This is a genomic window from Saccharopolyspora elongata, from assembly GCF_004348985.1.
Lineage (GTDB): Bacteria > Actinomycetota > Actinomycetes > Mycobacteriales > Pseudonocardiaceae > Saccharopolyspora > Saccharopolyspora elongata.
On the sequence record NZ_SMKW01000041.1, the window covers coordinates 14,283 to 39,968 of the forward strand.

The 25,686-nt window shown below is 71.7% G+C and carries 27 protein-coding genes and 3 tRNA genes; 7 read left to right on the top strand and 23 right to left on the bottom strand.

The genetic code is table 11. From position 1 onward, the window contains the following. Window positions 1-5: 5 nt before the first annotated feature. From E1288_RS27135 to E1288_RS27165, 7 genes are all read right to left on the bottom strand, one after another. Window positions 6-554 (bottom strand): YbaK/EbsC family protein, encoded by a 549-nt coding sequence (locus E1288_RS27135; RefSeq protein WP_132489865.1) that lies wholly within the window; start codon window positions 552-554, stop codon window positions 6-8. A 42-nt stretch (window positions 555-596) separates the two neighbouring features. Further along, window positions 597-1,292, bottom strand: a complete 696-nt coding sequence (locus E1288_RS27140; RefSeq protein ID WP_235883838.1) for an alpha/beta fold hydrolase — start codon at window positions 1,290-1,292, stop codon at window positions 597-599. A 38-nt stretch (window positions 1,293-1,330) separates the two neighbouring features. Continuing rightward, complete coding sequence (locus E1288_RS27145) at window positions 1,331-1,615, bottom strand: DUF2516 family protein (protein ID WP_132489869.1); 285 nt, start codon at window positions 1,613-1,615, stop codon at window positions 1,331-1,333. Window positions 1,616-1,663: 48 nt separating this feature from the next. Continuing rightward, the gene (locus E1288_RS27150; protein WP_132489871.1) at window positions 1,664-2,302 is read right to left on the bottom strand and encodes a hypothetical protein; all 639 of its coding nucleotides are present in this window, start codon (window positions 2,300-2,302) and stop codon (window positions 1,664-1,666) included. A 5-nt stretch (window positions 2,303-2,307) separates the two neighbouring features. Beyond that, the gene (locus tag E1288_RS27155; RefSeq protein WP_093269388.1) at window positions 2,308-2,712 is read right to left on the bottom strand and encodes a helix-turn-helix domain-containing protein; all 405 of its coding nucleotides are present in this window, start codon (window positions 2,710-2,712) and stop codon (window positions 2,308-2,310) included. Window positions 2,713-2,862: 150 nt separating this feature from the next. Beyond that, the gene (locus tag E1288_RS27160) at window positions 2,863-3,252 is read right to left on the bottom strand and encodes a VOC family protein (protein ID WP_408013940.1); all 390 of its coding nucleotides are present in this window, start codon (window positions 3,250-3,252) and stop codon (window positions 2,863-2,865) included. Between the two features lie 17 nt (window positions 3,253-3,269). Next, entirely contained in the window at window positions 3,270-3,494 is a 225-nt protein-coding gene (locus E1288_RS27165) for a hypothetical protein (protein WP_132489875.1), read from the bottom strand. Window positions 3,495-3,592: 98 nt separating this feature from the next. Between E1288_RS27165 and E1288_RS27170 the strand changes: the two genes are divergently transcribed. Next, window positions 3,593-4,135: a CGNR zinc finger domain-containing protein gene (locus E1288_RS27170; protein WP_132489877.1), complete on the top strand. Its 543-nt coding sequence runs from the start codon at window positions 3,593-3,595 to the stop codon at window positions 4,133-4,135. A 224-nt stretch (window positions 4,136-4,359) separates the two neighbouring features. Here E1288_RS27170 and E1288_RS27175 read toward each other — a convergent pair whose 3' ends face one another. Then, window positions 4,360-5,568: a DUF445 domain-containing protein gene (locus E1288_RS27175; protein WP_132489968.1), complete on the bottom strand. Its 1,209-nt coding sequence runs from the start codon at window positions 5,566-5,568 to the stop codon at window positions 4,360-4,362. Window positions 5,569-5,763: 195 nt separating this feature from the next. On the opposite strand from E1288_RS27175, the gene E1288_RS27180 reads away from it, so the two are divergent. Next, window positions 5,764-6,933: a pyridoxal phosphate-dependent aminotransferase gene (locus E1288_RS27180; RefSeq protein WP_132489879.1), complete on the top strand. Its 1,170-nt coding sequence runs from the start codon at window positions 5,764-5,766 to the stop codon at window positions 6,931-6,933. A 15-nt stretch (window positions 6,934-6,948) separates the two neighbouring features. On the opposite strand, the gene E1288_RS27185 is transcribed toward E1288_RS27180, so the two are convergent. The 4 genes from E1288_RS27185 to E1288_RS27200 form a co-directional block, all read right to left on the bottom strand. Next, a complete protein-coding gene (locus tag E1288_RS27185) occupies window positions 6,949-9,570 on the bottom strand; it encodes a CHAT domain-containing protein (protein WP_132489881.1) in 2,622 nt (873 codons plus the stop codon). Then, window positions 9,567-10,040, bottom strand: coding sequence for a hypothetical protein (locus E1288_RS27190; protein ID WP_132489883.1), 474 nt, complete (start codon window positions 10,038-10,040; stop codon window positions 9,567-9,569). Before E1288_RS27190 ends, E1288_RS27185 begins: the two co-directional genes overlap by 4 nt. Next, complete coding sequence (locus E1288_RS27195) at window positions 10,037-10,621, bottom strand: RNA polymerase sigma factor (protein WP_132489885.1); 585 nt, start codon at window positions 10,619-10,621, stop codon at window positions 10,037-10,039. Before E1288_RS27195 ends, E1288_RS27190 begins: the two co-directional genes overlap by 4 nt. A gap of 88 nt (window positions 10,622-10,709) precedes the next feature. Further along, window positions 10,710-11,834 carry a S8 family peptidase gene (locus tag E1288_RS27200; RefSeq protein WP_235883839.1) on the bottom strand — a complete coding sequence of 375 codons (1,125 nt, stop codon included), beginning with the start codon at window positions 11,832-11,834 and terminating at the stop codon, window positions 10,710-10,712. Window positions 11,835-12,101: 267 nt separating this feature from the next. Here E1288_RS27200 and E1288_RS27205 point away from each other — a divergent pair, with 267 nt between their 5' ends. Beyond that, entirely contained in the window at window positions 12,102-12,824 is a 723-nt protein-coding gene (locus E1288_RS27205) for a hypothetical protein (RefSeq protein ID WP_132489887.1), read from the top strand. Window positions 12,825-13,082: 258 nt separating this feature from the next. Here E1288_RS27205 and yczR read toward each other — a convergent pair whose 3' ends face one another. Then, entirely contained in the window at window positions 13,083-14,528 is a 1,446-nt protein-coding gene (gene yczR / locus E1288_RS27210; protein WP_132489889.1) for a MocR-like transcription factor YczR, read from the bottom strand. Between the two features lie 82 nt (window positions 14,529-14,610). Here yczR and yczE point away from each other — a divergent pair, with 82 nt between their 5' ends. After that, entirely contained in the window at window positions 14,611-15,237 is a 627-nt protein-coding gene (yczE, locus tag E1288_RS47195; RefSeq protein ID WP_165968276.1) for a membrane protein YczE, read from the top strand. A 343-nt stretch (window positions 15,238-15,580) separates the two neighbouring features. On the opposite strand, the gene E1288_RS27220 is transcribed toward yczE, so the two are convergent. The 3 genes from E1288_RS27220 to E1288_RS27230 all read right to left on the bottom strand — a co-directional run bounded on the left by E1288_RS27220 (window position 15,581) and on the right by E1288_RS27230 (window position 18,195). Next, window positions 15,581-15,787, bottom strand: a complete 207-nt coding sequence (locus E1288_RS27220; RefSeq protein WP_093269367.1) for a hypothetical protein — start codon at window positions 15,785-15,787, stop codon at window positions 15,581-15,583. Window positions 15,788-15,828: 41 nt separating this feature from the next. Beyond that, on the bottom strand, window positions 15,829-16,461 hold the full coding sequence (locus tag E1288_RS27225; RefSeq protein WP_132489891.1) for a maleylpyruvate isomerase N-terminal domain-containing protein: 633 nt from the start codon (window positions 16,459-16,461) through the stop codon (window positions 15,829-15,831). 90 nt (window positions 16,462-16,551) lie between these two features. Then, complete coding sequence (locus E1288_RS27230; RefSeq protein WP_132489893.1) at window positions 16,552-18,195, bottom strand: ABC-F family ATP-binding cassette domain-containing protein; 1,644 nt, start codon at window positions 18,193-18,195, stop codon at window positions 16,552-16,554. A gap of 345 nt (window positions 18,196-18,540) precedes the next feature. Here E1288_RS27230 and E1288_RS27235 point away from each other — a divergent pair, with 345 nt between their 5' ends. Next, a complete protein-coding gene (locus E1288_RS27235) occupies window positions 18,541-19,251 on the top strand; it encodes a GTP pyrophosphokinase (RefSeq protein WP_132489895.1) in 711 nt (236 codons plus the stop codon). An 86-nt stretch (window positions 19,252-19,337) separates the two neighbouring features. Here E1288_RS27235 and E1288_RS27240 read toward each other — a convergent pair. The 5 genes from E1288_RS27240 to E1288_RS27260 all read right to left on the bottom strand — a co-directional run bounded on the left by E1288_RS27240 (window position 19,338) and on the right by E1288_RS27260 (window position 20,962). Then, window positions 19,338-19,411: transfer RNA gene (locus tag E1288_RS27240), tRNA-Phe, on the bottom strand. A gap of 27 nt (window positions 19,412-19,438) precedes the next feature. Beyond that, window positions 19,439-19,515 (bottom strand) — tRNA-Asp (locus tag E1288_RS27245). Window positions 19,516-19,537: 22 nt separating this feature from the next. Continuing rightward, window positions 19,538-19,610: transfer RNA gene (locus E1288_RS27250), tRNA-Glu, on the bottom strand. Window positions 19,611-19,925: 315 nt separating this feature from the next. After that, the gene (locus E1288_RS27255; protein WP_132489897.1) at window positions 19,926-20,522 is read right to left on the bottom strand and encodes a ScbR family autoregulator-binding transcription factor; all 597 of its coding nucleotides are present in this window, start codon (window positions 20,520-20,522) and stop codon (window positions 19,926-19,928) included. A gap of 200 nt (window positions 20,523-20,722) precedes the next feature. Next, window positions 20,723-20,962, bottom strand: a complete 240-nt coding sequence (locus E1288_RS27260) for a hypothetical protein (RefSeq protein ID WP_132489899.1) — start codon at window positions 20,960-20,962, stop codon at window positions 20,723-20,725. A 245-nt stretch (window positions 20,963-21,207) separates the two neighbouring features. On the opposite strand from E1288_RS27260, the gene E1288_RS27265 reads away from it, so the two are divergent. Next, on the top strand, window positions 21,208-21,429 hold the full coding sequence (locus tag E1288_RS27265; protein WP_132489901.1) for a heavy-metal-associated domain-containing protein: 222 nt from the start codon (window positions 21,208-21,210) through the stop codon (window positions 21,427-21,429). A gap of 265 nt (window positions 21,430-21,694) precedes the next feature. Further along, window positions 21,695-22,153 carry a hypothetical protein gene (locus tag E1288_RS27270; protein ID WP_132489903.1) on the top strand — a complete coding sequence of 153 codons (459 nt, stop codon included), beginning with the start codon at window positions 21,695-21,697 and terminating at the stop codon, window positions 22,151-22,153. A gap of 172 nt (window positions 22,154-22,325) precedes the next feature. On the opposite strand, the gene E1288_RS27275 is transcribed toward E1288_RS27270, so the two are convergent. After that, a complete protein-coding gene (locus tag E1288_RS27275) occupies window positions 22,326-23,483 on the bottom strand; it encodes an acyl-CoA dehydrogenase family protein (protein WP_132489905.1) in 1,158 nt (385 codons plus the stop codon). Between the two features lie 3 nt (window positions 23,484-23,486). Next, the gene (locus tag E1288_RS27280) at window positions 23,487-25,529 is read right to left on the bottom strand and encodes an ATP-binding protein (protein WP_132489907.1); all 2,043 of its coding nucleotides are present in this window, start codon (window positions 25,527-25,529) and stop codon (window positions 23,487-23,489) included. Window positions 25,530-25,686 lie beyond the last annotated feature (157 nt).

Below are 25,686 nucleotides of genomic sequence, written 5' to 3' on the forward strand. Positions count from 1 at the left end.
GCGGTTCAGCGGCCGAGGCCCTCCAGGACTTCTGCACCCGGGAGCTGCGCCAAGACCTCGCCCGGCGTGATGATCTTGCTGCGCCGGACGCCGCTGCCGACGACCACGGCCGGGGCCCCGGCCACCTCGGAGTCCACCAGGATCGGCCAGTCGGCGGGCAGCCCGAACGGCGTGATCCCGCCGTACTCCATGCCGGTGAGCCGCACCGCGTCGTCCATCGGCGCGAACGATGCCTTGCGCACGTCCAGCCGCCGCTTGACCACACCGTTGACGTCGGCGCGGGTCGTGGCCAGCACCACGCACGCGGCGTAGCGCACCTCACCGGCGCGCTTGCCCGCGACCACCACGCAGTTCGCCGACAACTCCAGCGGCGAGCCGTACTTCTCGCAGAACGCGGCGGTGTCCGCCAGATCCGGGTCGATCTCGGTCGCCCCGATCCGCTCGTCGTCGAGCTCGCGAACCGCGGCCACGACCGGCTCGGCGAGCAGTTCGAGGCGCTCCAGCGCCGACGTGACGTCCAGCGTTCCAGCCGCCGCAGACCAATCAACACCCATGACCAGACAATACGAATCCCGCCGGAGCGGCCGGACGCGGGTTCAGCCGAGGAAGTCCACCAGCAGGCGGCGCAGCTCCCGGCGGTGCGTGAGCATCGGCGCCGGGGAGGGCAGGATCTCCAGCCGCGCGCGGGCGAAGGCCGCGGCCACCGCCTTCGCGACCTCGGCCGGGTGCAGCGGATCGTCGGTGGCGCCGACGACCAGCACCTCCGACCGGACACCGGCCAGCACGGCGGCGTCCGGCACCGGAACCTGCTCCGGCAGCTCGCGCAGCGCGTCTTCCAGCCGCAGCAGCGCCTCGGCACGGCGTTCGACGTAGTCGCCGACCTCCACGCCCTCAGGCAGGTCTGCGGCTACCGTCTCGCGCAACGTCTCGCCGCCGGCCGCGACCGCCGCCGCGAGCCGCTCGAACGCCCAGGTCGCGGCCACCTCGCGCGGCCTATCCAGGGCTGCGGGCAACAGCAGCGCCAGCCGCTCGAACCGGTCCGGGTGCTCCGCGGCGATGCGCGTCAACGCGCCGGCGCCGAGCGAGACGCCGACGGCGCGGGTCGCCTCGACCTCGTCCGCCACCGCGAGGACATCCGCCGCGATCGAGCCGTAGTTCCAATAGTCCGGCGGCGCGTCGTCGGCGCTGCCGTGGCCCGGAAGCGCCAGGACGACGCGGGTGCCCGGCAGCCCGGAGGCCGGGATGCGGGCTTCGCCTTCGGTCGCGCCCAAACCGTGCACGACCAGCGTCACCGGGGCTCCGCGGCCGTGCGCCGTCCAGCGAGCCCCCACTACCAGGACCGCCCCTGGACTTCCTTCACCTTGGGCCGGACGTCGACGATGTAGACCAGCGAGGCGATCAGCCCGGCGATCCAGATGATCGTGAACGGTCCCAGCGTGCTGAAGATCAGCACGAGCGCCGCGACGCCCGTGATGCCCATCCAGGCCAGCTTGTTCAGCTTGTCCACGGCGGTGAAAGCGTCCGCGCGCTGCGACGCCGCGTGCACGAAAGCGAAAACCCCGACCGGGATGCCCGCAATCCAGATGATCGTCAGGATCCAAAGAGCCAGCTCCACATGCCCACCCTACGGGGTCGCAGGCGCAGTGGGCACCCTGCCGGACCGTCAGCTCTCGCTGGACTTGCTGGTCGAGGACTTCTTCGCGGCGGTCGACTTGGTCGCGGTCTTGCGCGTGGTGGTCCGCGCGGCCGTGGTCTTCGCGGCGGGCTTGGCGGCGGGCGCCTCGGCCTCGGGCTCGGCGGCCTTCGGCTCCTCGGCGGTCGCTTCCTCGGTCTTGCCGAACGGGCGGCTGACCTTGCCGAGCACGTCGTCGGCCAGGTCGCGTACCTCGTCGACGGTGTCCTCGACCTTGCCCTGCGCGGTGCCCACCTGGTCCCAGACCTTCTTGACCTGCGGCTGGTCCTGCAGCCGGTGCAGCGTCTCCTCGCCGCGCTCGGCCAGGTAGTCGTAGAGGTTCTTCGCGGTCTGGCTGTAGGCGTCGACGCGCTTGCGCAGCTCGGCCGGGTCGAACTTGTCGCGCAGCTCGCCGAAGTCGGCGGGCAGGTCCTGGCGCGCGGCCTCGGCGCGCTCGTTGAGCTGGGTGCGGACCTTGTTGACCGCCTCCACGAGGGCCTGGGCGGCGAGGTCACCGGCGCCGAGCGCGGCGAGCAGCGGGGTGCGGGCCTGCTCGACGGCCTCGCCCAGGGCGTGCGCGGCCTGCTCGCGCACCTTGTTCACGTCGTCGGTCTTCGGGAAAGCCGGCATGGCGGTCACTCCTCGGGTTGCTCGGTGTCCCCGTCCGCCGCGGTGTCGTGCTCCCGCCGGAACGAGGCGTAGATGTCCAGAAGCACTTGTTTCTGCCGCTCGTTGAGCTCCGGGTCGGCGAGGATCGCGTCCACCACCGGCCCGCTCTCGCGGCGCTCCAAGATCCCGGCCTGCACGTAAAGCGCTTCGGCGGAGATCCGCAGCCCCTTGGCTATCTGCTGCAGGATCTCCGCGCTGGGCTTGCGCAGCCCGCGCTCCACCTGGCTCAGGTAGGGGTTCGACACGCCGGCGAGTTTCGCCAGCTGCCGCAACGAGATCTGGGCGTTGTTGCGTTGCGTCCGGATGTAGCTGCCGAGGTCGCTGACCGCCTGGTTGACGGCCTTGTTGACGGCTTTGTCCACGCGTTCCATCGGGCTAGCACCTTTCCGGTCACCAACCACGATACGCATGAGTGCTAACTCCTGCAAGCACCCTGCTTGCACTCGATCGGGCAGCCCCGCCGTCGTTTGCCGGCGACAGCGGGGCCAAGGCGGCTTCCGGGAGCAGGCCCGCTCCGGCGATCAGTCCTCACCGGCGCACATGCAGAACGGGTGGCCGGCCGGGTCGGCATAGACGCGCCACTTCGCATCCGGATGGTCGGACGGTTGCGGCAGCAGTGTCGCGCCCGCCGCGATCGCCTGCTCGTGGCCCTCCGCGAGCGTGCGCACCCGGATGTCGAGGTGCATCATCTGCGGCACGTCCCGGCTCGGCCAGGTCGGCGGACGGTAGCCGGGGTCGCGCTGGAACGCCAGCCGCGCGCCGCCGGCCGGGTCCACGAGCTCGATCCAGCCCTCGTCGGCCTCGGAGTCGTCGATCTCCTCCCAGCCCAGCAGCCGCCCGTAGAACTCGGCCAGCGCCCGCGGGTCCGGGCAGTCGATCGCGAAGGCGGCCAAGCGCAAGGTCGTCGTCATCGTCATCCCTCTCGTCATCAGTTGAGGCAGCCGCGCGGAGCCGGACCGGGGTCCACCGCTGCGCCGGGCCGCAGCGCCGCCGTCGCCGAGGCCCACCAGTTGGCGAACCGGTCGAGCAACTCGGGACGGAGCCGGCCCCCATCCTTCAGCGCCCGGTCGATCTCGGCACCGCGCGCGGCGCGCGCAGTCAGCTCGCGACTGCTCTCCGAGTACCCGTACGACTCGATCTGGATCGGATTCACCGCCACACTCCAACCTCTCAAACACGTTCACCGGTTACTAACCGGTGTAGTGATTATGTTGGTTACATGAGGTCGGCACAACCCCCTATTGGCTTACGATGGTGTTCGTGAACAGCAGAGCTGTCGCTCCGGAGGTGGATCGCCCGTCGGCGCCGGAGGGCGTCGAACTCGACTTCGACCACGACATAGAGCTGGTCCTGGCCTTCCTGAACACCTGCGACGCCGAAAAGGGCACCGAGATCCTGGACGATCCCGGGCAGTGGCAGCAGTGGTGCATCGACCAGGGCCTCGGCAAGGCACCGGGCGTCGATGCGGCGCGGGAGATCCGGGACTCCATGCGCAACGCGGTGTCCTGCGGTGTCCGGCCGCAGGCGGGTTTCGAAACGGCCTGGCCGGTCCAGGTCCGGTTGCACAACGGCGTTCCGACGCTGACCGGCGGCGATGCGATCGGGAGCGTGCTGGTGGCCGCGGCCAGACTGGTGCACACCGGGCGCTGGGACCGGATCAAGATCTGCCCGGCCGACGACTGCCTGTGGGCGTTTTACGACCGCTCCCGCAACCGCTCCCGCACCTGGTGCTCGATGCGCGTGTGCGGCAACCGCGAGAAGGCCCGCTCCTGGCGCGAACGCCACACCAGCTGAAGAGCTTGTTTCCAGGCTCGTCTTGCGTGGCGGTGCGGTAGCGGAACCTCAGGTGTCTTCTCGCTGTGGGATCCCCGACATCAATTCACCACGTCGGGGCTGTCCTCGCGAGAAGACCCCTGAGAGCCCGCGGCGGTGCCGGTTGCGCAGGTGGGCTAAGCGGCTGCGCCGCTTCAAAGACAAAGGCCCGCCCTCCCGCACCGCATCCGAACCACCTGCGGCGCTCAGAGGAACAGCTGGGAGAGGGTGTAGATCAGCAGGCCGGCGAGGGCGCCGACCACGGTGCCGTTGATGCGGATGAACTGCAGGTCCCGGCCGACCTGGAGCTCGATCTTGCGGGACGTCTCCTGCGCGTCCCAGCGCTCCACCGTCTCCGTGATCAGCGTGGTCAGCTCGTCGCGGTAGTTGGACACCACGTACACCACGGCGCCCTCCACCCAACCGTCCACCTTGGACTGCAGCTCCGGCTCCTCGACCAGCCTGCGGCCGAGCGAACGCAGCCCTTCGCGCACCCGCACCCGCAGCTCGCTCGACGGGTCCTCGGCCGCGTCGAGCAGCATCTTCTTGGCGGTGCCCCACGCCGATGAGACGAGGTTCTGCACCTCCGGGTGCTCCAGCACCTGCTGCTGGATCTGCTCGGCCTTGGCCATCGTCTTCGGGTCGTTCTGCAGGTCGTCGGCGAACTCCACCAGGAAGCGGTCGACGGCCTTGCGCATCGGGTGCTCCGGGTCGGTCTTGACCGCCCACGCGAACGACAGCACCTCGGCGTAGATCTTGTCGGCCACGATGGTGTCGAAGAACTTCGGCGACCACGACGGCGCGCGCTGGCTGACCACGCGCAGCACGGTCTCGTGGTTGTCCCGCACCCAGTCGTAGGCCCGGTCGCAGATCAGGTCGACGAGCTTGTGGTGCGAGCCGTCGGCGAAGACCTGGCCGAGGATCCGGCCCAGCGGCGGCCCCCAGGGCTGGGCGAGCACCTTGCGCACGACCGCCTGCTCCAGCACGGCCTGCACGTCCTCGTCCCGCAGCACCTGCACGGCCCCGCGCACCGCCGTGGCCAGCTCCGAGGTGACCCGCTCGGCGTGGTCGGCGTCGTCGAGCCAGCAGCCGAGGCGGCGGCTGATCTCCGCGCGGCGCAGCTTGTCCCGCACCACATGCTCCGCCAGGAAGTTCGAGCCGACGAAGTCGCCGAGGTTGCGGCCGATCATGTCCTTGCGGGTCGGGATGATCGCGGTGTGCGGGATCGGCAGGCCCAGCGGCCGCCGGAACAGCGCGGTGACCGCGAACCAGTCCGCCAGCGCACCGACCATGCCGGCCTCGGCCGCGGCCCGCACGTACCCCACCCAGGCACCGGCGCCGGCGTTCTCCTGCCAGCGGGCGATCACGTAGATCAGGGTCGCGAGCAGGAGGAACCCGCCGGCCACCGCCTTCATCCGCCGCAGGCCACGGCGCTTGTCACTGTCGGTTTCCGCTGTCGGCTGCACATACCGATTGTGGCAGCGCTTGAAGAGCACCGACGCGTCACGGCGATCCGGCAGCGGCTGCAGGCCCCCCGCACCCACGGCTCCCCGACCACAGCGCAAGACGACCGAGCGTGGCACCGGCAGTTTCGACTACCCTGCGGAAACGTGCGTACTCCTGCCCTCACCAGCCGGTTGCGGCCCTTCACGTCCACGATCTTCGCCGAGATCACCGAGCTCGCCCGGCGGACGGGCGCGGTCAACCTCGGGCAGGGCTTCCCGGACACCGACGGCCCCGCGGGCATGCTGCGCGTCGCGCAGGAGGCCATCGCCAACGGCGTCAACCAGTACCCGCCGGGCGCCGGCGAGCCGGACCTGCGGGCCGCGATCTCCGAGCACCGCCAGGCGCGCTACGGCATCGAGCACCGCCCCGAGGACGAGGTGCTGGTCACAGTCGGTGCGACCGAGGCGCTGACGGCCGCGATGCTCGCCCTGGTCGAGCCCGGCGACGAGGTGGTGCTCGTCGAGCCGTACTACGACTCCTACCCGGTCGCCATCGCGATGGCCGGCGGGGTGCGCCGGACCGTCGCGCTGCGGCAGGGCCCCGACCACCGCTTCGAGCTCGACGTCGAGGCGCTGCGCGCCGCCGTCGGGCCGCAGACCCGCGCCTTGGTGCTGAACTCGCCGCACAACCCGACCGGCACCGTGTTCACCGACGCCGAGCTGGCCGTGATCGCCGAGGTCTGCCGCGACAACGATGTGATCGCCATCACCGACGAGGTCTACGAGCACCTGATCTTCGACGGCCGCAAGCACCGGCCGCTGGCCACCCTGCCCGGCATGGCCGAGCGGACGCTGTCGATCTCCAGCGTCGGCAAGAGCTTCAGCGCCACCGGCTGGAAGATCGGCTGGATCTGCGGCCCGGCCGAGCTCGTCGCCGCCGTGCGGGCGGCCAAGCAGTTCATGACCTTCGTCGGCGGCGCGCCGTTCCAGCCCGCCGTCGCGCACGCCCTGCGCAACGAGCTGGACTGGGTCGATCGGTTGCGCGACGACCTCCAGCGCAAGCGGGACCGGCTCGCCGGCGGGCTGACCGAGGCGGGCTTCGACGTACTCGCCAGCGAGGGCACCTACTTCATCTGCGCCGACGTCCGGCCGCTGGGCTTCGAGGACGGCGCCGAGCTGTGCCGCTCGCTGCCGGAGCGGATCGGGCTCGCCGCGATCCCGGTGCAGGTCTTCTGCGACCACCCGGAGGACGCCAAGCACCTGGTGCGGTTCGCCTTCTGCAAGCGCGACGAGGTCCTGGACGAAGCGATCCGGCGGCTCCACAAGCTCCGCTGACGCGGCACGTACCGGTCATCGACCACCTCCGTATCCGAGGCAGACGAATCCGGTTTCGCCGTGCTCCGCTTGGGCTTCCGCCAGCGCCGCAGCGGCGGGGCGGCCCGCGCGGAGCGCGCGGTGCAGCGACGTCATCACTCCTGCCGTGCGCTCGTCCGGGACCGGCACGACGCTGGCGATCACCGTCGCGGTGCCGCGCCCGAGGAGCGTGGTCGCCAGGCCGCTGAGCTGGTCGCCTCGGCTGACCACCGACCGGCCCACGTCGCAGGCCGACAGCACCACCGTGGTGGGGCCGCGGTGCAGCCGGTCCAGGTCGTAGGCGTACAGCGGCCCGTCGGCGAGATCCACGCACGACAGCAGCGGTTGGTCGTCCCGGAACCGGCCGTGCGCGGCGATGTGCACGATCGCCGCCCCGTCCACAGTGGATAGGACCCGCTCCGAGATCGCCTCGGTGCCCACCAGCAGCCGCCCGCCCGCGACCGCGTGCAGACCCTCGACCTCCCGCTCCGCGTGCTCCAGGCCGGGGCCCGCGATCCACACCTGCGCACCGGCCCGATCCGCGCTCCGCGAGTCCGATGCGCCGCGCAACCAGCACCGCAACGACGGGCTCACGGTCACGCTGCGCCCGCGGCACGCCGGTAGCGCCGCCCACGGCAGCACGTGCAGGCGCCCGGTCGGGATCACGACGAGCGGCCGACCTCGTTCGAGCGCGGGCAGCACCGGCGCGAGCAGCTGCGCCTGCAGCTCCTCCGCCTCGCGGCGCGCGCTCATCTCGAAGACCGGCGCCGCGCTCGGCGCGGTGCCCACCGCCTGCCGTGCGAGCAAGTGCCGGAGCCGGCCCGCGTGGCCTTCCGCGTTCGCCTCCGGACCGAGCACGTGCAGTCGGACATCCCCATCCACAATGGACACCGCGAACAGCCGATCGTCGTGGGAGAAGAGGCTGAGCAGCACGGAATCGCCGAGCTCCGCGATGACGTCGTCGATGCCTCCGGGCGCCCGGAGGCCGCTGGTGCGGCCGCGCACCAGCATCGCGCGGTGGCGCACCTGCTCCTCCAGCTCCGCGATGCTGGCCAGCGCTCGCTTCGGGTCGCGGCTGCCCTGCGCCTCCAGCACCGCTGCGCGCAGCCGCACCAGCGCGGAGTTCAGCCTCGAATCCGTCGGCGGCCGCAGCACCCGGCGGTGCAGCGCGCTGCACCGCGACCGCTCGGTCCAGCGCAGGACCAGCCGTGGATCGCCGGTGCGGAGCGCGGCGCCGACCGCGATGTCGCCCAGCTCGCCCGCCAGACCGAGCGCGTGCACCCGCAGCTCGAAGGCCGCCATCCCGGCCGCCTGGCCGTCGACTGCCTGCAACCCGCCCCGGCACGCCGCGAACACCCGGTCCACATCGCCGTCCTGGTCGGCCAGCAGCGCTTCGGCCAGCCACCCCAGCGCCCGATGTTGCGGAGGCCCGGAAAGCTCGTCGCGCAGCGGGACGCACAGCGCGAAGAGCTTTCGGGACAACGCGTGCATACCAGCGCGGGCAGCACTCCGGCCGGCGATGAGCCGCAGCTCGGCCGCAGGCCCGATCCACCCGGCCTCCTCGCACGCGGCGGCGGCTCGCCGCGCGGCACCGAACGCGTAGCGGGAGCACTGGCCGCCGCGCAGCTTCGCCTGCCACGCGATGGCCGTCGCCAACGCCGCCCACGCCGGGCGCCGCTGAGCGCGGAACAACTGCCGTGCGCTGCCCGCGGCCTCTGCGGCGGCAGCCGCATCGCCGTCCCGCAGCGCGCAGCCGGCCAGCGCCAGCCGGGTTTCGGCGAGCCGACCGGCCCGGCCGCAGGCGGCCAACCGGTCGGCCGCGTGCTCCATCGCCGCTCTGGCCTCGCCGCGCAACCCGGCCGCCGCCAACGCCTCCGCCCGGTCCACCAGCGCCTCCGGGTTCGACTCGACGTCCAGCCCGGCGGCCACCGCCTCCTCGAACAGCCGCAGCGCACGCGGCAGATCACCGGCCCGGAACGCGACGCAACCGCGGTTGTGCAGGCAGCCCGCCGCCCGCGCGGTCCTGCCGTCCGAGGCGAAAACCCGTTCCGCAGCGGCAAGATCCGCCTCCGCGGCGGCCAACCTGTTGGTGTAGAGGTTCGCCAGGCCACGCCCCAGCAGCGCGTTCGCCCGCCAGCGCCGATCGTCGCCCGCCGACAGGCTCCGCAATGCCCGGCTCAGCTCGGCTATCGCCTCGTGGTGCTGGTCGCTCTGGCAGTGCAGGAGGCCGCGCAGGCAGGCGGCCCGGGTCTGGTCCGCAGCAGGCAGCGACGGCTCCGCCGCCACCAGCTGCGCCCAGCTCGCGCTCGTCGCGCCGCGCTCCATCTCGATCCACGCGAGCGTGAGCCGCAGCTGCGCGGCCCGCTCCGGCTGCCCGGTCCGGTTGGCCGCGGCCAACCCGAGGCGCGCTTGCCGCTGTGCCTGCCGCACCTTCCCGCGCTCGACCGCGGCGAGCGCCGCGATGTGCCGGGCGAGCACCCTCAACTCCGCGTCGCCGGTGCCCGACAGCAGTTCCTCCGCCTTGCGCATGGCCGGCTCCGGTGCCGCGCCGGCGTTGTCCCGCCACCACAGCGCCGCAGTGATCTCATCCGGCGGTGCCACCGCCGTCCCGGCGCTCAACAGACCAGCCAATCGGCGACGGCGGGCGCCGACCGGAGCGGCCGGAACACCACGCTGATCGGGCCGCGGGGCACGTCTGCCACCCGGAACGCGCCGTGCTCGTCCAGCGGGCCCGCGCATTCCCCGGCCGGATGGCGGAGCACGACCTCGCCCGCCGGCGGGGCGTGGCCCGCCCGGTTCAGCACCATCCCGGACGCCCGGTACTGGCCGGCCACGGTCGGGACCAGGTCGATCTCCAGGACCCGGCCGGGCATCGCGAAGGTCAGCACCCGCGGCTCCGGCCGCCCGGACCGGATCCTCGTCGGCGACTCCGCCGAGTCGCCGACGAGCTCCAGCGCCAGCTGGTCCGGGTGCGGCGAGCGCCGCGCCATGGCCGAGTACGCGCCCGCCAGGGCGTGCTCCGGAACCGGGTCGCAGGACTGGAACATGTCGCGCAACCGCCACAGCTCCGACGGCATCCACCGGCTCATCCCGCCACCTCCTCCGGGACGTCGGCGGCCAGCATGAGCCGCCGCAGCTCCGCCAGGCAGCGGCTCTTCTTCGGCCCGATCGTTCCCCTCGGCATCCCCAGGGCCTGGCTGACCTGGGAATAGGTCGTCTCCGGCGCGACCGCCAGCACCCGCAGCAACTGCTGGCAGCGCTGCGGCAGCTGGGCGAACGACTGCGCCAGCCGCGAACTCGTCATGGCCCGCAGCACCTTGTGCTCCGGGTCCTCCGCGTGGTCCGGCGGCCCGAGATCGCCGGAATCCAGCCCGACCGGCGATTCCCGCCGCCGCGCCCGGCGCAACCGCATCGACTCCCGCCGCGCGGTGGTCACCAGCCACCCGGACAGCGACTCCGGTTCGCGCAGCCGCCCCAGGTTCTCCGCCAGCAACAACCAGGTGGCCTGGTAGATGTCCTCGGCGTCCGCGTTGTTCGTCGTGAACGCCCGCGACACGCCCCAGACCACCGGCGCGTTGCGATCCACCAGTTCCTGCCACGCCTGCTGATCACCGGATGCCGCGCGGCGCAACAGCACCGTCGACGTCCGGGCCTCCCCGACCTCGTGCACGACCAAGCACCTCTCCCCGTTCGGCGATCTTCTTTCCTCCCGCGTAATAAGAGGAAGCAGAGGTGCTCGTAGATTCACTTCGCGCCGATTACCGCTCGAACGGGTAATGCCGACGAGCAAGATCGCGTGCCTCGTTCGGATTCAGGCCGTCCCGCAAGGCGTTCGCAGCGGCGGCGGCCACCTGCGGCGCGGCGAACGACGTCCCGCTCCAGCGCGCGTAGCCGAATCGGCGATCGCCGCCGGGAGTCATCCGCACGAAGCTGCTCGCCACATCCACCCCGGGCGCGGCTGCATCGACCCACGGCCCGGAGTTGGAGAACCCGGCGACCGCGCCGTCGGCCCCGGTCGCCGCCACCGCAACCACCGAGGGCAGCGCCGCAGGCCAGAACGGCCTGGTCTGCGCGTGATTCCCAGCGGCGGCGACAACGACGGTGTCCGGCCAGTTGCGCAGCTCCTCGCGCAGGATCGGCGGGCATTCGTCGTCCGCGGTGTGGCAGCCGGCGGTCAGCACGACGACACCGATGCGTTCGCCGCGCGCCTCGGCCGATCGTCGCAACGAACGAAGCCCGGTCGCGACGGTGCAGTCGTCGGTGAACCCGAGCGACGAAAGCACCCGGCGCGCACGGATCACCGCGCCCGGCGCGTGTTGCAGCACCACGCCGCTGACGAACGTGCCGTGGCCCGCCTGGCGGTCCTGGCCCGCGTCACCGTCGGCGTCCAGCACCTCCGGCACTGCCTCGAACCACGGCCGGTCCTGGAACCACGGGTGCGGGTCGCACCCGGTGTCCAGCACTCCGACCACGACCGGCGGATCCCACTGCCGCGACGGCGGTTCCGGAAGTGCCGGGCCCGCCTGCGCATCCGCCCCGGTTCCCCACATCACCGGCATCCCGTACATGATCGAACAGCCGAAGTGCACGTGGTTGGCGGCGACACCCGCCTCCCGGGCGAGATCGACGCACCGGTCCCGCTCCGCGCCCCGCAGCCGAACCCTGGCCAGCAGCAGCTCGTCGTCGTGCTGCACGTCGTCGACCCAGCGGCGGTAGCGGTCGAGGACCGGATCCAAGTCGCTCGCCGGCGCGATGAGCTCGCCCCGCCGCACCAGGCATTCGCCGCTGCCGCCGGGATCGTGCAGCAGCAGATCGTGCCCGTGGGAAGCCCAGAACTCCTGGAGTTCACCGATGCTCAGCCGGATTTCGCGCTCCTGATCCACAGCGGACACTGTGCCGGGCACCCGATCTGTCCACTGCGGACACGCCGCCGCCCGCCGCCGACCTCACCCGTACGACGACGCCGGAGATCTTTCCTGGTCGCCCGATTCCGTGGAGAATGCGAGTGCGACCGCCGCACCCGTCGCGGTCGGTGCCCCGAAACCGCCACCTCAGGTGGTTGAATGCTCATACCGCGCCGATCACCCCGGCGCACCCGACGCCAGCGCCGCGCCCGGCCGCGCGGACCCGACCGACAGGCGGTGGTGACCGTGACGGGAGCCTGCGCGCAGCGCAGTCCCTGGTCGCGGCTCCGCGCGCTCGCGACGCGGGCGGTGTTCATCGGCGGCCTGGGCATCGGCGGGTGGCTCGGCATCACCGGCGCCGCCGATGCCGTCGAGCTCGATCCTCCCCGGATCGAGGTGGAGCACGTCGTCGTCGACCTGGCGGCGAAGCCCGACACCGAGCTCGATCCGGTGGCACCGCCCGTGGTCGAGCCGCCCGAACCGGCAGCACCCGCGATCGAACCACCGCGAATCGACCGCCCGGTCACGCCGATCGGCGAAGCCGACCAGCCCACCGCCATCGCCGACGACACCGACGATGTCCCGCCGGCTCCGGCGACGTTCGCGCCACCACCGCACCAGCGCGCCGCCGCGCCGGCCACCGACGACCGGGCGGCCCTGCTGCCGAAGCGGTCGCCGGTACCCACCACGGCCGCCCGCACCCTCCCGGAACCCCGGGCCCCGGACGCGGCCGCCCCGTCCCACATCACGCCACCGACCAGCCCGGCGCCGGAACCACCGGCGTCCCCGGCACCGGCCACGTCGCTGTCCGCAGGAACGACCTCCTGGGGCGGCGGGCTGCGAGGTCAGCTGGCGATCCTGCCGACCGGCCCCGACCAGGCCGGATCGGCGAGCGCCGGCGTCGCCAACCCGGAAGACCGGCCGGCGACCGGCGTCCCGTCATTCGAACCATCTACGTCGCCCGACTGACGCTGCACCGAGCCGCTCCGGCGGCAATCCTGGGGAAGCGTTCGCACCCACCAGCTCCGAGCCGGCCGTCTGCGCCCGGCCGGATCGGAATCGGGGCGCCCCGGCCTATCCCCCGGCAAAGTCGGTGACCTGCCGGAAAGCCGAGGACTGGGCCCCCGGAGCCCCGGTGCCGCAATGCCCCTGCGGCACCGGGGCGGCGCCCGCGGTCGAACCGCCCGTCGGCACGACGAGGGGCCGTGCCGACGGGCGGTCGGCTGTTCAGGCGAGCGGCGCCGTCAAGGCGGTCGGGCCGGGCCCGTCCGGCATCGACGACGCCGCCGCCGCGAGACGGCGGATCGCCTCTTCCAGCTGATCGACCGGCAACGTGTACGGGACGCGCATCCAGCGCTCCAGCGAACCGTGCACCGAGAAGCGCACCCCCGGCGCCACCCGCACCCCGTGCTGCTCCGCAGCCACCGAGAGCCTGCTGCTGACCGGTGCGCCGATGTCGCACCACAGCGAAAGGCCACCGTCCGGGACGCGGAAGCGCCAGTGCGGCAGGTGTTCGCTCAGGACCGCGATGAGGTGGTCGCGTCGCTCGATGGACTCGGCGCGCCGACGCTCCAGCAGCCGGTCTGCATCCACCAGCAGCTCCGCCAGCACCAGCTGTTCGAGGACCGGGCTGCCGAGGTCCACCGCGGCGCGACCGACCACCGCGCGCTGCACGAAGTCTTCGGACGCGCGGATCCAGCCGAGCCGGAGCCCGCCCCAGAACGACTTGCTCGCCGACCCGACCAGCAGCGCCCGATCGGTGAACGAGGCCATCGGCAGCGGCGCATCGTCACCGGTCAGGTCGATCTCGGCGAGCGTCTCGTCAATGACCGCCGTGGTGCAGGTGCGCGCCAGCTCCCGGGCGAGCCGCTCCCGGCCGGCCGCATCCAGCCGGATTCCGGTCGGATTGTGGAAATCCGGGATCAGGTACGCCAAGCGCGGCGAGGTCTGCCGCAGGCTCGCGGCCAGCAGCTCCAGGTCCCAGCCGTCCGCGACCATCGGCACCGCCACCGGGGCGGCGTTGAGCCCGCGGATCGCCTCCAGCGCGTTCGGGTACGTCGGGTGCTCGACGAGCACCCGCTCGCCCGGCGACACCAGCATCCGGAGCAGGAGGGCGAAGCCGTGCTGCGCGCCGCTGGTGACGAGGATCTGGTCCGGATTGGTCGGCAGCCCCCGCTTCGCGTAGCGCTCGGCGATTTGTTCGCGCAGCTCCGGCAGCCCGTGCGGCTGGTAGCCGTGGCTGGACAGCTGCTCGGCGAACCTCAGCCGCGCGCGATCCACCGCGGCGCACAGCTCCGGCGGCGCGCTCGGCGTGGCCTGCGCGAGGTTCAGCACCTCGCTGTCCGCGGCCGGGAACCACCCGCCGTGGGATTCGTTGTCGCGCTCCCGGTCCGGCAGCTTCACCCACGACCCGGCCCCGCGCCGGCTCGCCGCGAAACCTTCTTCGCGCAGCCGGTCCAGCGTGCGCGCGACCAGCGTCCGGCTTACCCCGAGGGCGTCGGCGAGCTCGCGTTCCGCCGGCAGTCTGGTGCCCGGCGGCAGTCGCCCGTCCAGCGCCAGCTGCCGCAGCGCCGCGGCCAACGCCTGGGAGGACGGGCGCGCCGTACCGTGCCAGGAACCGAGCAACTCGACGAGCTTGTGGCCGTGGATGTGCGCGGACGGAGTGAACGACATGTGACCAATATAGTTCAATTGGCTATCGACTTTAAGTCCAATCACAGGCTAGAAAGTCCACATGGCGTCAACATCAGCCCTAGTGGACCTCTCACCGCTCCCGATCCGCACCCGGCCGCTGCTCCGGTTCGGACAGCTCTTCGGCGGCCTGGTGCTCTTCGGCGCCAGTATGGGGTTCATGGTGCGGGCCCAGCTGGGCCTCGACCCGTGGGACGTCCTGCACGAGGGCCTGTCCGAGCGGCTCGGCTGGAGCTTCGGGGCGGTCACCGCGCTGACCGGCGTGGCGGTGCTGCTCGCCTGGCTGCCGCTACGGCAGCGGCCCGGCATCGGCACGGTCGCCAACGTGGTGGTCATCGCGTTCGCGGTGGACATCACACTCGCCGTGACACCACCGGTCGACGCGCTACCGGGGCAAATCTCGCTGATGGCCGCCGCCATCGTGCTCAACGGAATCGCGACGGCGGTGTACGTCGGCGCGCGGCTCGGCCCGGGCCCGCGGGACGGCCTGATGACCGGCCTGCACGCTCGTACCGGCTGGTCGGTGCGCCTCGTCCGCACCGCCATCGAGCTCAGCGTCCTCGCCGCCGGATGGCTGCTGGGCGGCACCGTCGGCGTCGGCACCGTGCTCTACGCGTTGGCCATCGGGCCGCTGACCCAGTTCTTCCTCCGGTTCGCGGCGGTCCGGGAGAAAAAAGATCTCTGCCCCTAGAGACATCTCGGATACCACGAAGTAGCATGGACGCCGTCCACCTGACCCCCAGGGGTGGACCTTGACGCCCCTGCACTCCCGGTAACCCCCAGGCCGGTTGAGCGCGGGGGCGTCCCTATTTGGTTTCCGCCTCGTCTTGCGTAGCGGTGCGGGTAGCGGAACCTCAGACGCCGCCTGGTCTCCGGGATCCCCGACTTACGTATGACCAATACGCGGCGCTGGGGCTGTCCTCGCCAGACGACGTCTGAGAACCCGCGGCGGTGCAAGTTGCAAGGGTGGGGCAAAGAGGAAGCGGCTTCGCCGCTTGCCTGACGTCGCTTGCGTTAAGGCTCCTCGGCTGCGGTCAGGCTGGCGGGTGGAGGCCGGAGAGGTGGCCCTTGCCGCCGCACTGCGGGCAGGTCCGCCATTCCGCCATGGTCATGCCGGTCTGCATGTCCTCGGTGGCCTGCACGACGTAGATCCGCGGCTCGCTGAGCTTGCGGAGTCCGCCGCAGGTGAAGCACAGCGCGTTGGGGCCGCCCGCCAGGTCTGGCTCCTCGTTGTCCGGCATGCGGCGATCCTTCCACGCCCCGGCGTCCGGTCGGTCCTCGGTCAGATCGCGGCGATCGTGGCAGGTGCGCGCTCCGCCCGGCTCAGCGCCCGCAGCACGGCCGTCTGCCCATGCCGCCGCACCGCGAGCTGTGAGAGCAGCGCGAGCACGTGGCCGCATACCTCGGGCGGCAGCTCCGGCGTGGCGATGCCCACGCTCGACGCCAGGTCGTCGGAGTGCACCGCGATCTCCATCATCCGGGTGATCAGGAAGTCGTCGATGCGCAGCACCCGCCAGGAGAACGCCACCGCCCGGTCCGCCGGCGTCGCGGGCAGGGCCGAACGAAGGTCTCGAACGGCCGCGTCGACCTCGGCGACCAGCGCCGCGGCCCCGTCCGTCGCCAAGTCCTCGCCCATCTCCCGGAGCCGGACGTTGACCTCCGCGTTGACGTCGGCGCCGATCCACTCGCTCTGCGCGTAGTAGCCGAGGAGCGACACGGGGCCTTCTTCCGGTTCGGCGGCGGCAAGCACCCGGGGAACGAAGAGGACCTGCGACGCCAGGTGCCCGGCCAGCCCGCGGACGCTGAACTCCGCCAGGGCGCTGGGCCGGTCCCACGCGGCCGCGACCGCCGGATCGCCCAGCACCGCCGCGGCCGATTCGGCTGCCTGCAGATAAGCCTCTCGGATCGCGCTCATCCCTGTCCCTTCTCGATGCCGACGCCGTTGATCAAGCTATCGGCCGGGTACGACAACGGGACGACCAGCACCGGGCGAACAGGCGAACGCTCACCCCACGAGCTCGGTGAGCTTCCCGTCCGCCATCTCCAGGCGGCGGTTGGTGCGCACCGCGTCGAGCATCCGGCGGTCGTGGGTGACCAGCAGGAGCGTGCCGCCGTAGGAGTCCAGCGCCGACTCCAGCTGCTCGATCGCGGGCAGGTCGAGGTGGTTGGTCGGCTCGTCCAGCACCAGGAGGTTGACGCCTCGCCCCTGCAGCAGTGCCAGCGCGGCCCGCGTGCGCTCGCCGGGCGACAACGTGGCGGCCGACCGCAGCACGTGGTCGGCTTTGAGGCCGAACTTGGCGAGCAACGTGCGCACCTCGGCGGTCTCGGTTTCCGGCACGGCCGCGCAGAACGCGTCGAGCAGTGACTCCGAACCGTGGAACAGCGCGCGGGCCTGGTCGACCTCGCCGACGATGACGCCCGAGCCGAGCGCGGCGATCCCCGCGTCCAGCTGGATCCGCCCGAGCAGCGCGCCGAGCAACGTCGACTTGCCCGAGCCGTTGGCCCCGGTGATCGCGACCCGGTCCGCCCAGTCGATCTGCAGCGTCACCGGCCCGAACGCGAAGTCGCCGCGCCGCACCTCCGCATCGCGGAGGGTCGCGACGACCGCGCCGGAGCGGGGCGCCGCGGCGATCTCCATCCGCAGCTCCCACTCCTTGCGCGGTTCCTCGACGACGTCGAGCCGCTCGATGAGCCGTTCGGTCTGCCGCGCCTTGGCGGCCTGCTTCTCGGTGGATTCGGAGCGGAACTTGCGGCCGACCTTGTCGTTGTCGGTGTTCTTGCGGCGGGCGTTCTTGACGCCCTTCTCCATCCACCCGCGCTGCATGCGGGCGCGCGCCTCCAGCGCGGACTTCTTGTCGGCGAACTCCTCGTACGAGTCCCGCGCATGCCTGCGCGCGACCTCGCGCTCCTCCAGGTAGGAGTCGTAGCCACCGCCGTAGAGGTTGATCTGCTGCTGGGCCAGGTCGAGTTCGAGGACCTTGTTGACGGTGCGGGTGAGGAACTCGCGGTCGTGGCTGACGACGACGGTGCCGGCGCGCAGCCCGCGCACGAAGTCCTCCAGCAGTTCCAGGCCCTCCAGGTCGAGGTCGTTGGTCGGCTCGTCGAGGAGGAACACGTCGTAGCGGGACAGCAGGAGCGAGGCGAGCCCCGCGCGGGCGGCCTGGCCGCCGGACAGCGAGGTCATGGCCTGGTCGAGTTCGATGATCAGGCCGAGCGAATCCGCGACCCCTTCGGCGCGCTCGTCCAGGTCGGCGCCGCCGAGGTTCAGCCAGCGCTCCAGGCTCGCGGCGTAGGCATCGTCGGCTCCGGGCGCGCCTTCCGCGAGGGCATCCGCCGCCGCATCCATCGCGCGCTGCGCAGCGGCGACGCCGGTGCGCCGGGCGAGGAACTGGGCCACCGTCTCCCCGGGCTTGCGGTCGGGCTCCTGCGGCAGGTATCCGACGGTCGCGGTGGGCGGGGAGAGCCGCAGCTCGCCCTGCTCCGGGTCATCGAGCCCGGCGAGGAGCCGCAGCAGCGTGGACTTCCCGGCGCCGTTGGCGCCGACGAGCCCGATCACGTCGCCGGGCGCGACGACGAGGTCGAGCCCGGTGAACAGGGAGCGGTTGCCGTGGCCGGCGGCGAGATTCGTGGCGACGAGGGTTGCAGACATCAGGCCGCCGAGAATAACAACCGACGCGCGACCCACTTCGCAGCTCTTCGCGGTGGCCAGGGGCGGGGTCGAACCGCCGACCTTTCGCTTTTCAGGTCGGCGCTCGGCCGAGTGCCGAAGTCGGCCGGCCACGGTCGGTCCCAGCACCACCCCGCGTGGTCGGCGAACCTGCTGCGCACCCGGGGCCGAGGCGCGGGGCAAGCAGATCCCGTGCGAGCTGGTCACCGAGGCTGCTCCGGAGATCGGGAGATCCGCGTCTTCGCCCTCTCACCCAGCGCCTGAACGCGGGCTCGGTCGTCAGGCCCGGCCTAGGCTGGAGCCGAGCAGCCGGGGGGAGGAGCGTGGATGGGTCCCAGGGACAGATCACCGCGCGGCGGCTCGCGGGGGTGGCCCTATCCGCAGCGCAGCGCCATCGAGCAGCTCGGGAGCATGGACCGCGACGACGCCCTCGCCTTCGTGCGTCAGACCGGCGACCTGCTGATGGTGCACAAGTTCGGCGTCGACGAGCTCATGACCAAGCTGCGGATCTGGAGCGAGGAATTCGACTACGCCCACGAGCACGACCCGATCGAGCACATCACCTCGCGGATCAAGCGCCCGGAGGCGATCGCGGCCAAGCTCGCCCGGCGTGGGCTGCCGGTCGACCCGGTGTCGGCCCGCGAACACCTCACCGACATCGCCGGTGTGCGCGTCGTGTGCCCGTTCATCTCCGACGTCTACCTCCTCCGCGATCTCATCCGCCAGCACCAGATTGAGATCGTGCAGACCAAGGACTACATCGCCGCGCCGAAGCCGAACGGCTACCGCAGCCTGCACCTGATCATCAAGGTGCCGGTGCACCTGTCCGACCGCACCGAGCTGGTCGCCGTCGAACTCCAGCTGCGCACCATCGCGATGGACTTCTGGGCCGCGGTCGAGCACGAGCTGCTCTACAAGAGCGGTGGCGAGGTGCCGGAGAGCTTCGCCGCCGAGCTCAAGGCGGCGGCCGAGGCCGCTGCCGGACTCGACGCTCAGATGTCTTCGCTGCACCAGCGCAGCGAGGGGGCGTCCGATTAGAGCCGGGAGTTGGACCGAAACACCAGCAAGTGAGACAAAACAGCCCCCGTCGATCTCGACGGGGGCTGTTTGGCAGCTCTTCGCGGTGGCCAGGGGCGGGGTCGAACCGCCGACCTTCCGCTTTTCAGGCGGACGCTCGTACCAACTGAGCTACCTGGCCGAAGCGTCGGCTCAATGCCGTTCGCCTTGGCGACCCAGACGGGACTCGAACCCGCGACCTCCGCCGTGACAGGGCGGCGCGCTAACCAACTGCGCCACTGGGCCATGCTCTATCTTCAGTTGTTCGTACCCCCAACGGGATTCGAACCCGCGCTACCGCCTTGAAAGGGCGGCGTCCTAGGCCGCTAGACGATGGGGGCTTGGCCGATTCGGAACCGACCCGGCCTTGCCTCCAACCGGCTTTCCCTTTCGGGGCGCCCCGTTGGCAGTGATGAAAGCTTACGACACCCCTGCACGGGCCCCGCAACGGGGGGTCCCTTAAGTCGCGCACAGCCCTCGAGCGCCGCCGATCCGACACGGCCCGAAGCCCCACAATAGCCGTTCTACCTGCAGATTTCATCAATCATGGAGGACCGCCGCTCGACCGCGGCAACGAGCACTCGACAGCCTCCAGGGGGCTCCCAGGAGCCCGAAACCCGGCAAAGAGGATCAATCGCAAACTTGTGATCCACGCCTCAGGGTCGGCCGGTCAGTTCGGCGTCCGCGCGCCAGCCGTCCCGGGCGACCCCGGCGAGCACCACGCGCCAGATCTCCTCGAAGCGATCGACCAGCCCCTCGGGCTCGTCGCCGACCGTGTGCGCGCCCACCAGCGCCGCGTAGAGCACCCGCGCCGCTTCCGCCGGATCGACGCCCGGGCGCAGCTGTCCCGCCTCGGTCGCCTTCAGCACCAGCTCGCAGATCGCCTCGTACCAGCCGTCGGACTCCGCCCCGATCCGATTGCAGGCCAGCAACATGCCGGCCCGCAGGACGACGTCGCGCTCCAGCCTGCGGGCGGCCTCCGAGGTCAGGCCGACCAGCGTCGACAGCGGGTCCAGACTGCGGCCGGACCACCGCTGCCGCATCGCCGTCAGGTTCAGCAGGTACTGCTGGGCCAGCGCCTCGGCGACCGCCTCCTTGGCCGTGAAGTGGAAGTAGAAGGCGCCCTTGGTGATACCGGAGCGCCGCAACACCGAACTCAGCGTGGCGGCTTCGTAGCCGATCAGGTCGAACTCCTCCGCCGCAGCGGCCAAGATGGCGCGGCGGGTGAGCTTGGCCCGATGCTGCTGGGGCATGGCGCGACTCCGGCACGAAGAGGGCGTCCGGGATCCGCCGCCCGAGCGACGTGGTCCACGAACGGATGATCAACTACGCCACCGGAAGTTACCGCGAATCCGGCCGGTCCGCCCGCCGGACGCGGCGTGGTGCCGGCTCGCCGGAGAACTCCCGACGAGCATCCACCGAAGCACCACGCGGCGGCGCGGCCGACTCCCGGTCAGCGGACGACCGGCGGCTGCCCGTCATCGTCCGGTGCCAATCCCAGCATGTCCAGCAGGAGCTTGCAGTCCTCGGCGTTCTCCGCACCGCGGGCGACCGCCATCCTGGCGCGGTGCACCTGCTCCGACGAGATCCGCGAGGGCTCACCGGCGCGCGGCACGGGCACCGCGGACGGCTGCCGCGAGGTCCCGTCGTCCTGCTGCCACAAGAACTTCCGTACGTCCAGCGACCCGTACATGACGCCTCCCCGGCCTCGGGTTCCGGGCGCAGGTTATCCACAGGTTGTCAACAGCCGCAGCCCCCCAGAGAGTGATTTACCTTCGACGGAGAGTAATCATTCGGCGGTCCTCGATCCACTTCGGATGTTGACCTCGCCGCACCCGCCGGGGCAACCCCCGCCTGTGCCGTCCACACTGGACGTTCGGGACAGTTGCGGCGGTATCCGCATCCGGTCGTGGCAGGAACTGCCAGGAGGGAATTCGCATGAGCAATCAGACGTTCACCGTGGGCGGCATGACGTGCGGCCACTGCGCCAGGTCGGTCACCGAGGAGCTTTCGGAGCTGCCCGGCGTCAGCGACGTGCAGGTCTCGGTGGAGAACGGCCAGGTGTCCGTCACCAGTGCCCAGCCGCTCACCCTGGAAGCCGCGACCGCGGCGATCACCGAAGCCGGCTACACGATCACGGACTGGCCGAGCTCGAACTGAGCCGGTACCACCTCGGATCGTTGCGCAGGACCGCCGTCCGGCCCTCGTCCGAAGGTGCCGGACGCACGAATCATGCGTCGAAGGCTCCCCACCGCGACCTACGGCGTGTCACAATCGGGTCGCTGACACACCCCCGGTCAGCACCTGTGGAGATCCCCTCCGGCCCCCGCGCTCTCCCCCTGGCGCGGGGGCCCTCCGCGTTTCCGGGCCAGTGAGAGGGCTCACAGCGATTCGCGCGCCGCAACACAACCGTTATCGTGTGCCGGTGGCTCTAGGACGAACCAAGACCAGCAGGCGGCAGCAGAAGCCCGCCGAGCCGGCCGAACCGGATCATGAGTTCGAGTCGTACCTGGCTGCGCTGGCCCCGGAGGAGAACGTCGAGTCCACCGGGTCCGGACGCCGCTTCGGCGGCTCCCAGGTCTACCAGCTGCGGCTGCCGCTGATGGCCAACGAGCGCCTCCGGGAGCTCGCGGTCAAGCAGGGCACGTCGCCCGCTGCGCTGGCCCGGGACTGGGTGATGCAGCACCTCGCCGAGGTCGAAGCCGAGCAGGAACCGATCGGCCAGGCCCCGATGGGCCAGGCGCCGGACGGCTACGGGCCCGTGTGGCCCGGCGAGGAGACCCAGCAGGACTTCCGGCCCGTGCCCGAGTACGGCGACCAGGCCGGTTACCCCGGCATCGAGCAGACCGACGAGATCACCGTGCCGCAGAAGCGGTTCCGCTGATCCCCTCGACCGAACCGAACAACCCCGACCGATGACGTTCCGGCCGGCGGAGGCAACCCCCCGAAGCCTCCGCCGGCCGTCTTCGTTCCCGGCTCCGCGCCCGTTCGAAGCGGCGCAGCCCTGAGCCCCGTCCCACGCCGCGGCGCGGCGCGGGACGGGCCTGGAACGAGCTCTAGGCCGGGAGGCCCAGCTCCCGGGCGATCAGCATGCGCTGGACCTCGCTCGTGCCTTCGCCGATCTCCAGGATCTTGGCGTCCCGGTAGAAGCGGCCGACCGGGGTCTCGTTCATGAAGCCGTAGCCGCCGAAGATCTGCGTGGCGTCCCGGGCGTTGTCCATCGCCGCGTTCGACGAGGCGAGCTTCGCGATCGCGGCCTGCTTCTTGTACGGCTCGCCGCGCAGCATCCGCGACGCCGCGTCGTAGTAGGCCAGGCGCGCGGTGTGCGCGCGCAGCTCCATGTCGGCGACCTTGAACTGCATCGCCTGGTACTCGCCGATCTTCCGGCCGAAGGCCTCCCGTTCGCCCAGGTAGCGCAGGCATTCGTCGACGCAGCCCTGGGCGAGGCCGACGCCGACCGCGGCGATCGCGACCCGCCCCTCGGTGAGCGTGGCGAGGAACTGGGCGTAGCCGCGGCCGCGCTCGCCGAGCAGGTTCGTGGCGGGCACCCGGCAGTCGTCGAAGGACAGCGCGTGGGTGTCGGAGGCGTTCCAGCCGACCTTCGAGTACTTCTTCGCGACGGTGAAGCCGGGCGTGCCCGCGGGCACGATGATCGTGGAGATCTCCTTGCCGCCATTGGGCTTCTGCCCGGTGACCGCGGTGACCGTGACGAGGCCGGTGAGATCGGTGCCGGAGTTGGTGATGAACGCCTTCGAGCCGTTGATCACCCAGTGGTCGCCGTCGAGCACCGCCGTGGTGCGGGTGCTGCCCGCGTCGGAGCCGCCGCCCGGCTCGGTGAGGCCGAACGCGCCGAGGATCTCCCCGGCCGCCAGCCGGGGCAGCCAGGTGCGCCGCTGCTCATCGTCGCCGAACCGGTAGATCGGCATGACGCCCAGCGAAACCCCGGCCTCCAGGGTGATCGCGACCGACGAGTCGACCCGGGCGAGCTCCTCCAGGGCCAGGCACAGCGCGAAGTAGTCGCCGCCCATGCCGCCGTGCTCCTCGGGTACCGGCAGCCCGAACAGGCCCATCCGGCCCATGGTCTGCACCAGCGGGTACGGGAATTCCTCGCGTTCGTAGTAGTCGCCGATGACCGGCGCGACTTCCTTGCGGGCGAAGGTCTGCACGCTCTCGCGCAGGGCTTCGTGCTCTTCACTGAGCCGGTGGTCCACCATCGATCAGGCCTCCTCTTGAGCGGCGAGGACAGCCAGCGGCTGGTCGAGTCCGACCGACTGCCCCTTCCTGGCGTGCACTTCGGCGACTACGCCGTCGATCGGCGCGGTGACGGTGTGTTCCATCTTCATCGCCTCCACCACGAACAATCTCTGTCCACTTTGGACTTCCTGGCCCGGGCTGACGTCGGCGACCAGCACCGTGCCGGGCATCGGGCTGGTCACCACGCCGTCCGACCGGCCGCCGCTGCCGCCCCGGTCGGCGAGCATCCGGTGCTCGGCGAGCGCCCAGGTGCGGCCGTCGGCGGCGAGCCAGGTGGTGCCGTCGACGTGCGCGTACCGGTAGCGGCGGGTGCGGCCCCGGTAGGTGACGATCAGCTCGTCGCCGTGGGCCTCGACCGAGGCCCGGTGGACGGTTTCAACGAAAGCTGCCGGTCCTGGCGCGGTTTCGACTGAAACTTCGGCGTCCCGGGACCGGCCGCGCAGGCGGATGGCGACCTCGTCGGGTGTTCCGGCGAAGCGCCAGGTGCTCCAGGCGGGCTCGCCGAGCCGCCAGCCGTCGGTCACGTCCCACGGGTCGACGACCGGGTCGGTCGGTTCGCCCGCGAGCAGCCGCTCCAGGGCCGCGGCGACGTAGGCGTCTTCCGGCGTCGTGTTGCTCTCCGCGATGAGTTCGGTCAGGTCGCGCTCGACGAGCCCTGTGTCGAGGCGGCCCGCCAGCACGTCTTCGTGCCGCAGCAGCGCGCGGAGGAACGCGACGTTGGTGTGCAGGCCGAGGACCGCCGTGTCGGCCAGCGCGGCGTCCAGGCGCCGCAGCGCGTCGGCCCGGCTCGGCGCCCACGCGATGACCTTGGCCAGCATCGGGTCGTAGTCCGAGCCGACGCGCCCGCCGGCGCGCACCCCGGAATCGACCCGCACGCCGGGCCCGGAGGGCTCGTGCACGGCGAGGACGTCGCCACCGGTCGGGAGGAAGTTGCGGGCCGGGTCCTCGGCGTAGACCCGCGCCTCCACCGCGTGGCCCTCGATCGACAGGTCTTCCTGCGCCCACGGCAGCGGCTCGCCCGCGGCGACCCGGACCTGCTGTTCGACGAGGTCGACGCCGCGTTGCCCGCCGACCGAGGTGACCAGCTCGGTCACCGGGTGCTCGACCTGCAGGCGGGTGTTCATCTCCATGAAGAAGAACTCGTCCGGCCGGTCCGCGGAGACGATGAACTCGACGGTGCCCGCCCCGACGTAACCCACCGAGCGGGCGGCATCGACGGCCGCGCCGCCGATGCGGGCCCTGGTTCCGGCGTCCAGCAGCGGCGACGGGGCTTCCTCGATGATCTTCTGGTGCCGCCGCTGCAGGCTGCACTCGCGCTCGCCGAGGTGCACCACGTTGCCGTGCTCGTCCGCCAGCACCTGGACCTCGATGTGCCGAGGGCGGGCCACGAAGCGCTCGACGAACAGCGTGTCGTCGCCGAACGCCGACCGCGCCTCCCGGCGCGCCGAGGCGATCTGATCGTCCAACGTGGACTCGTCGTGGATCAGTCGCATGCCCTTGCCGCCGCCGCCCGCGGAGGGCTTCAGCAGCACCGGGAACCCGATCTCGATCGCCGCCGCGTGCAGGTCGGCGTCGGTCATGTCCGGCTCGCTGCGCCCGGGCACGACCGGGACGCCGGCGGCGGAAACCGTTTGCTTGGCGCGGATCTTGTCGCCCATCGAATCGATCGCCGAGGCCGGCGGGCCGATGAACTCGATGCCCGCCTGCGCGCACGCCTCGGCGAAGCCCGCGTTCTCGGCGAGGAAGCCGTAGCCGGGGTGGATCGCCTGGGCCCCGGTGCCGCGGGCGGCGTCCAGGATGCGCTTGACGTCGAGGTAGCTCTCGGTCGCCGGGCTCGGTCCGATGTGGACGGCGGTGTCGGCCTCGGCGACGTGCCGCGCGCCGCGGTCGGCGTCGCTGAACACCGCGACGGAGCGGATGCCCAGCCGCCGCAGCGTCCGGATCACGCGCACCGCGATCTCGCCCCGGTTCGCCACCAGCACCGTGTCGAAGTGCCGCATCGTCATCCCTTCGCCTTGCCGAACGGCAGGATCGCAACGTTCTGCCTGGTCAGTGCCCGTGCGTGTTTTGGAGTGCTATAGCGCTCCAAAGCACTCACGAGCTTTTTGTCCTTGAAGCGGCGCAGCCGCTTAGCCCGCCCTTGCAACTCGCACCGTCGCGGGT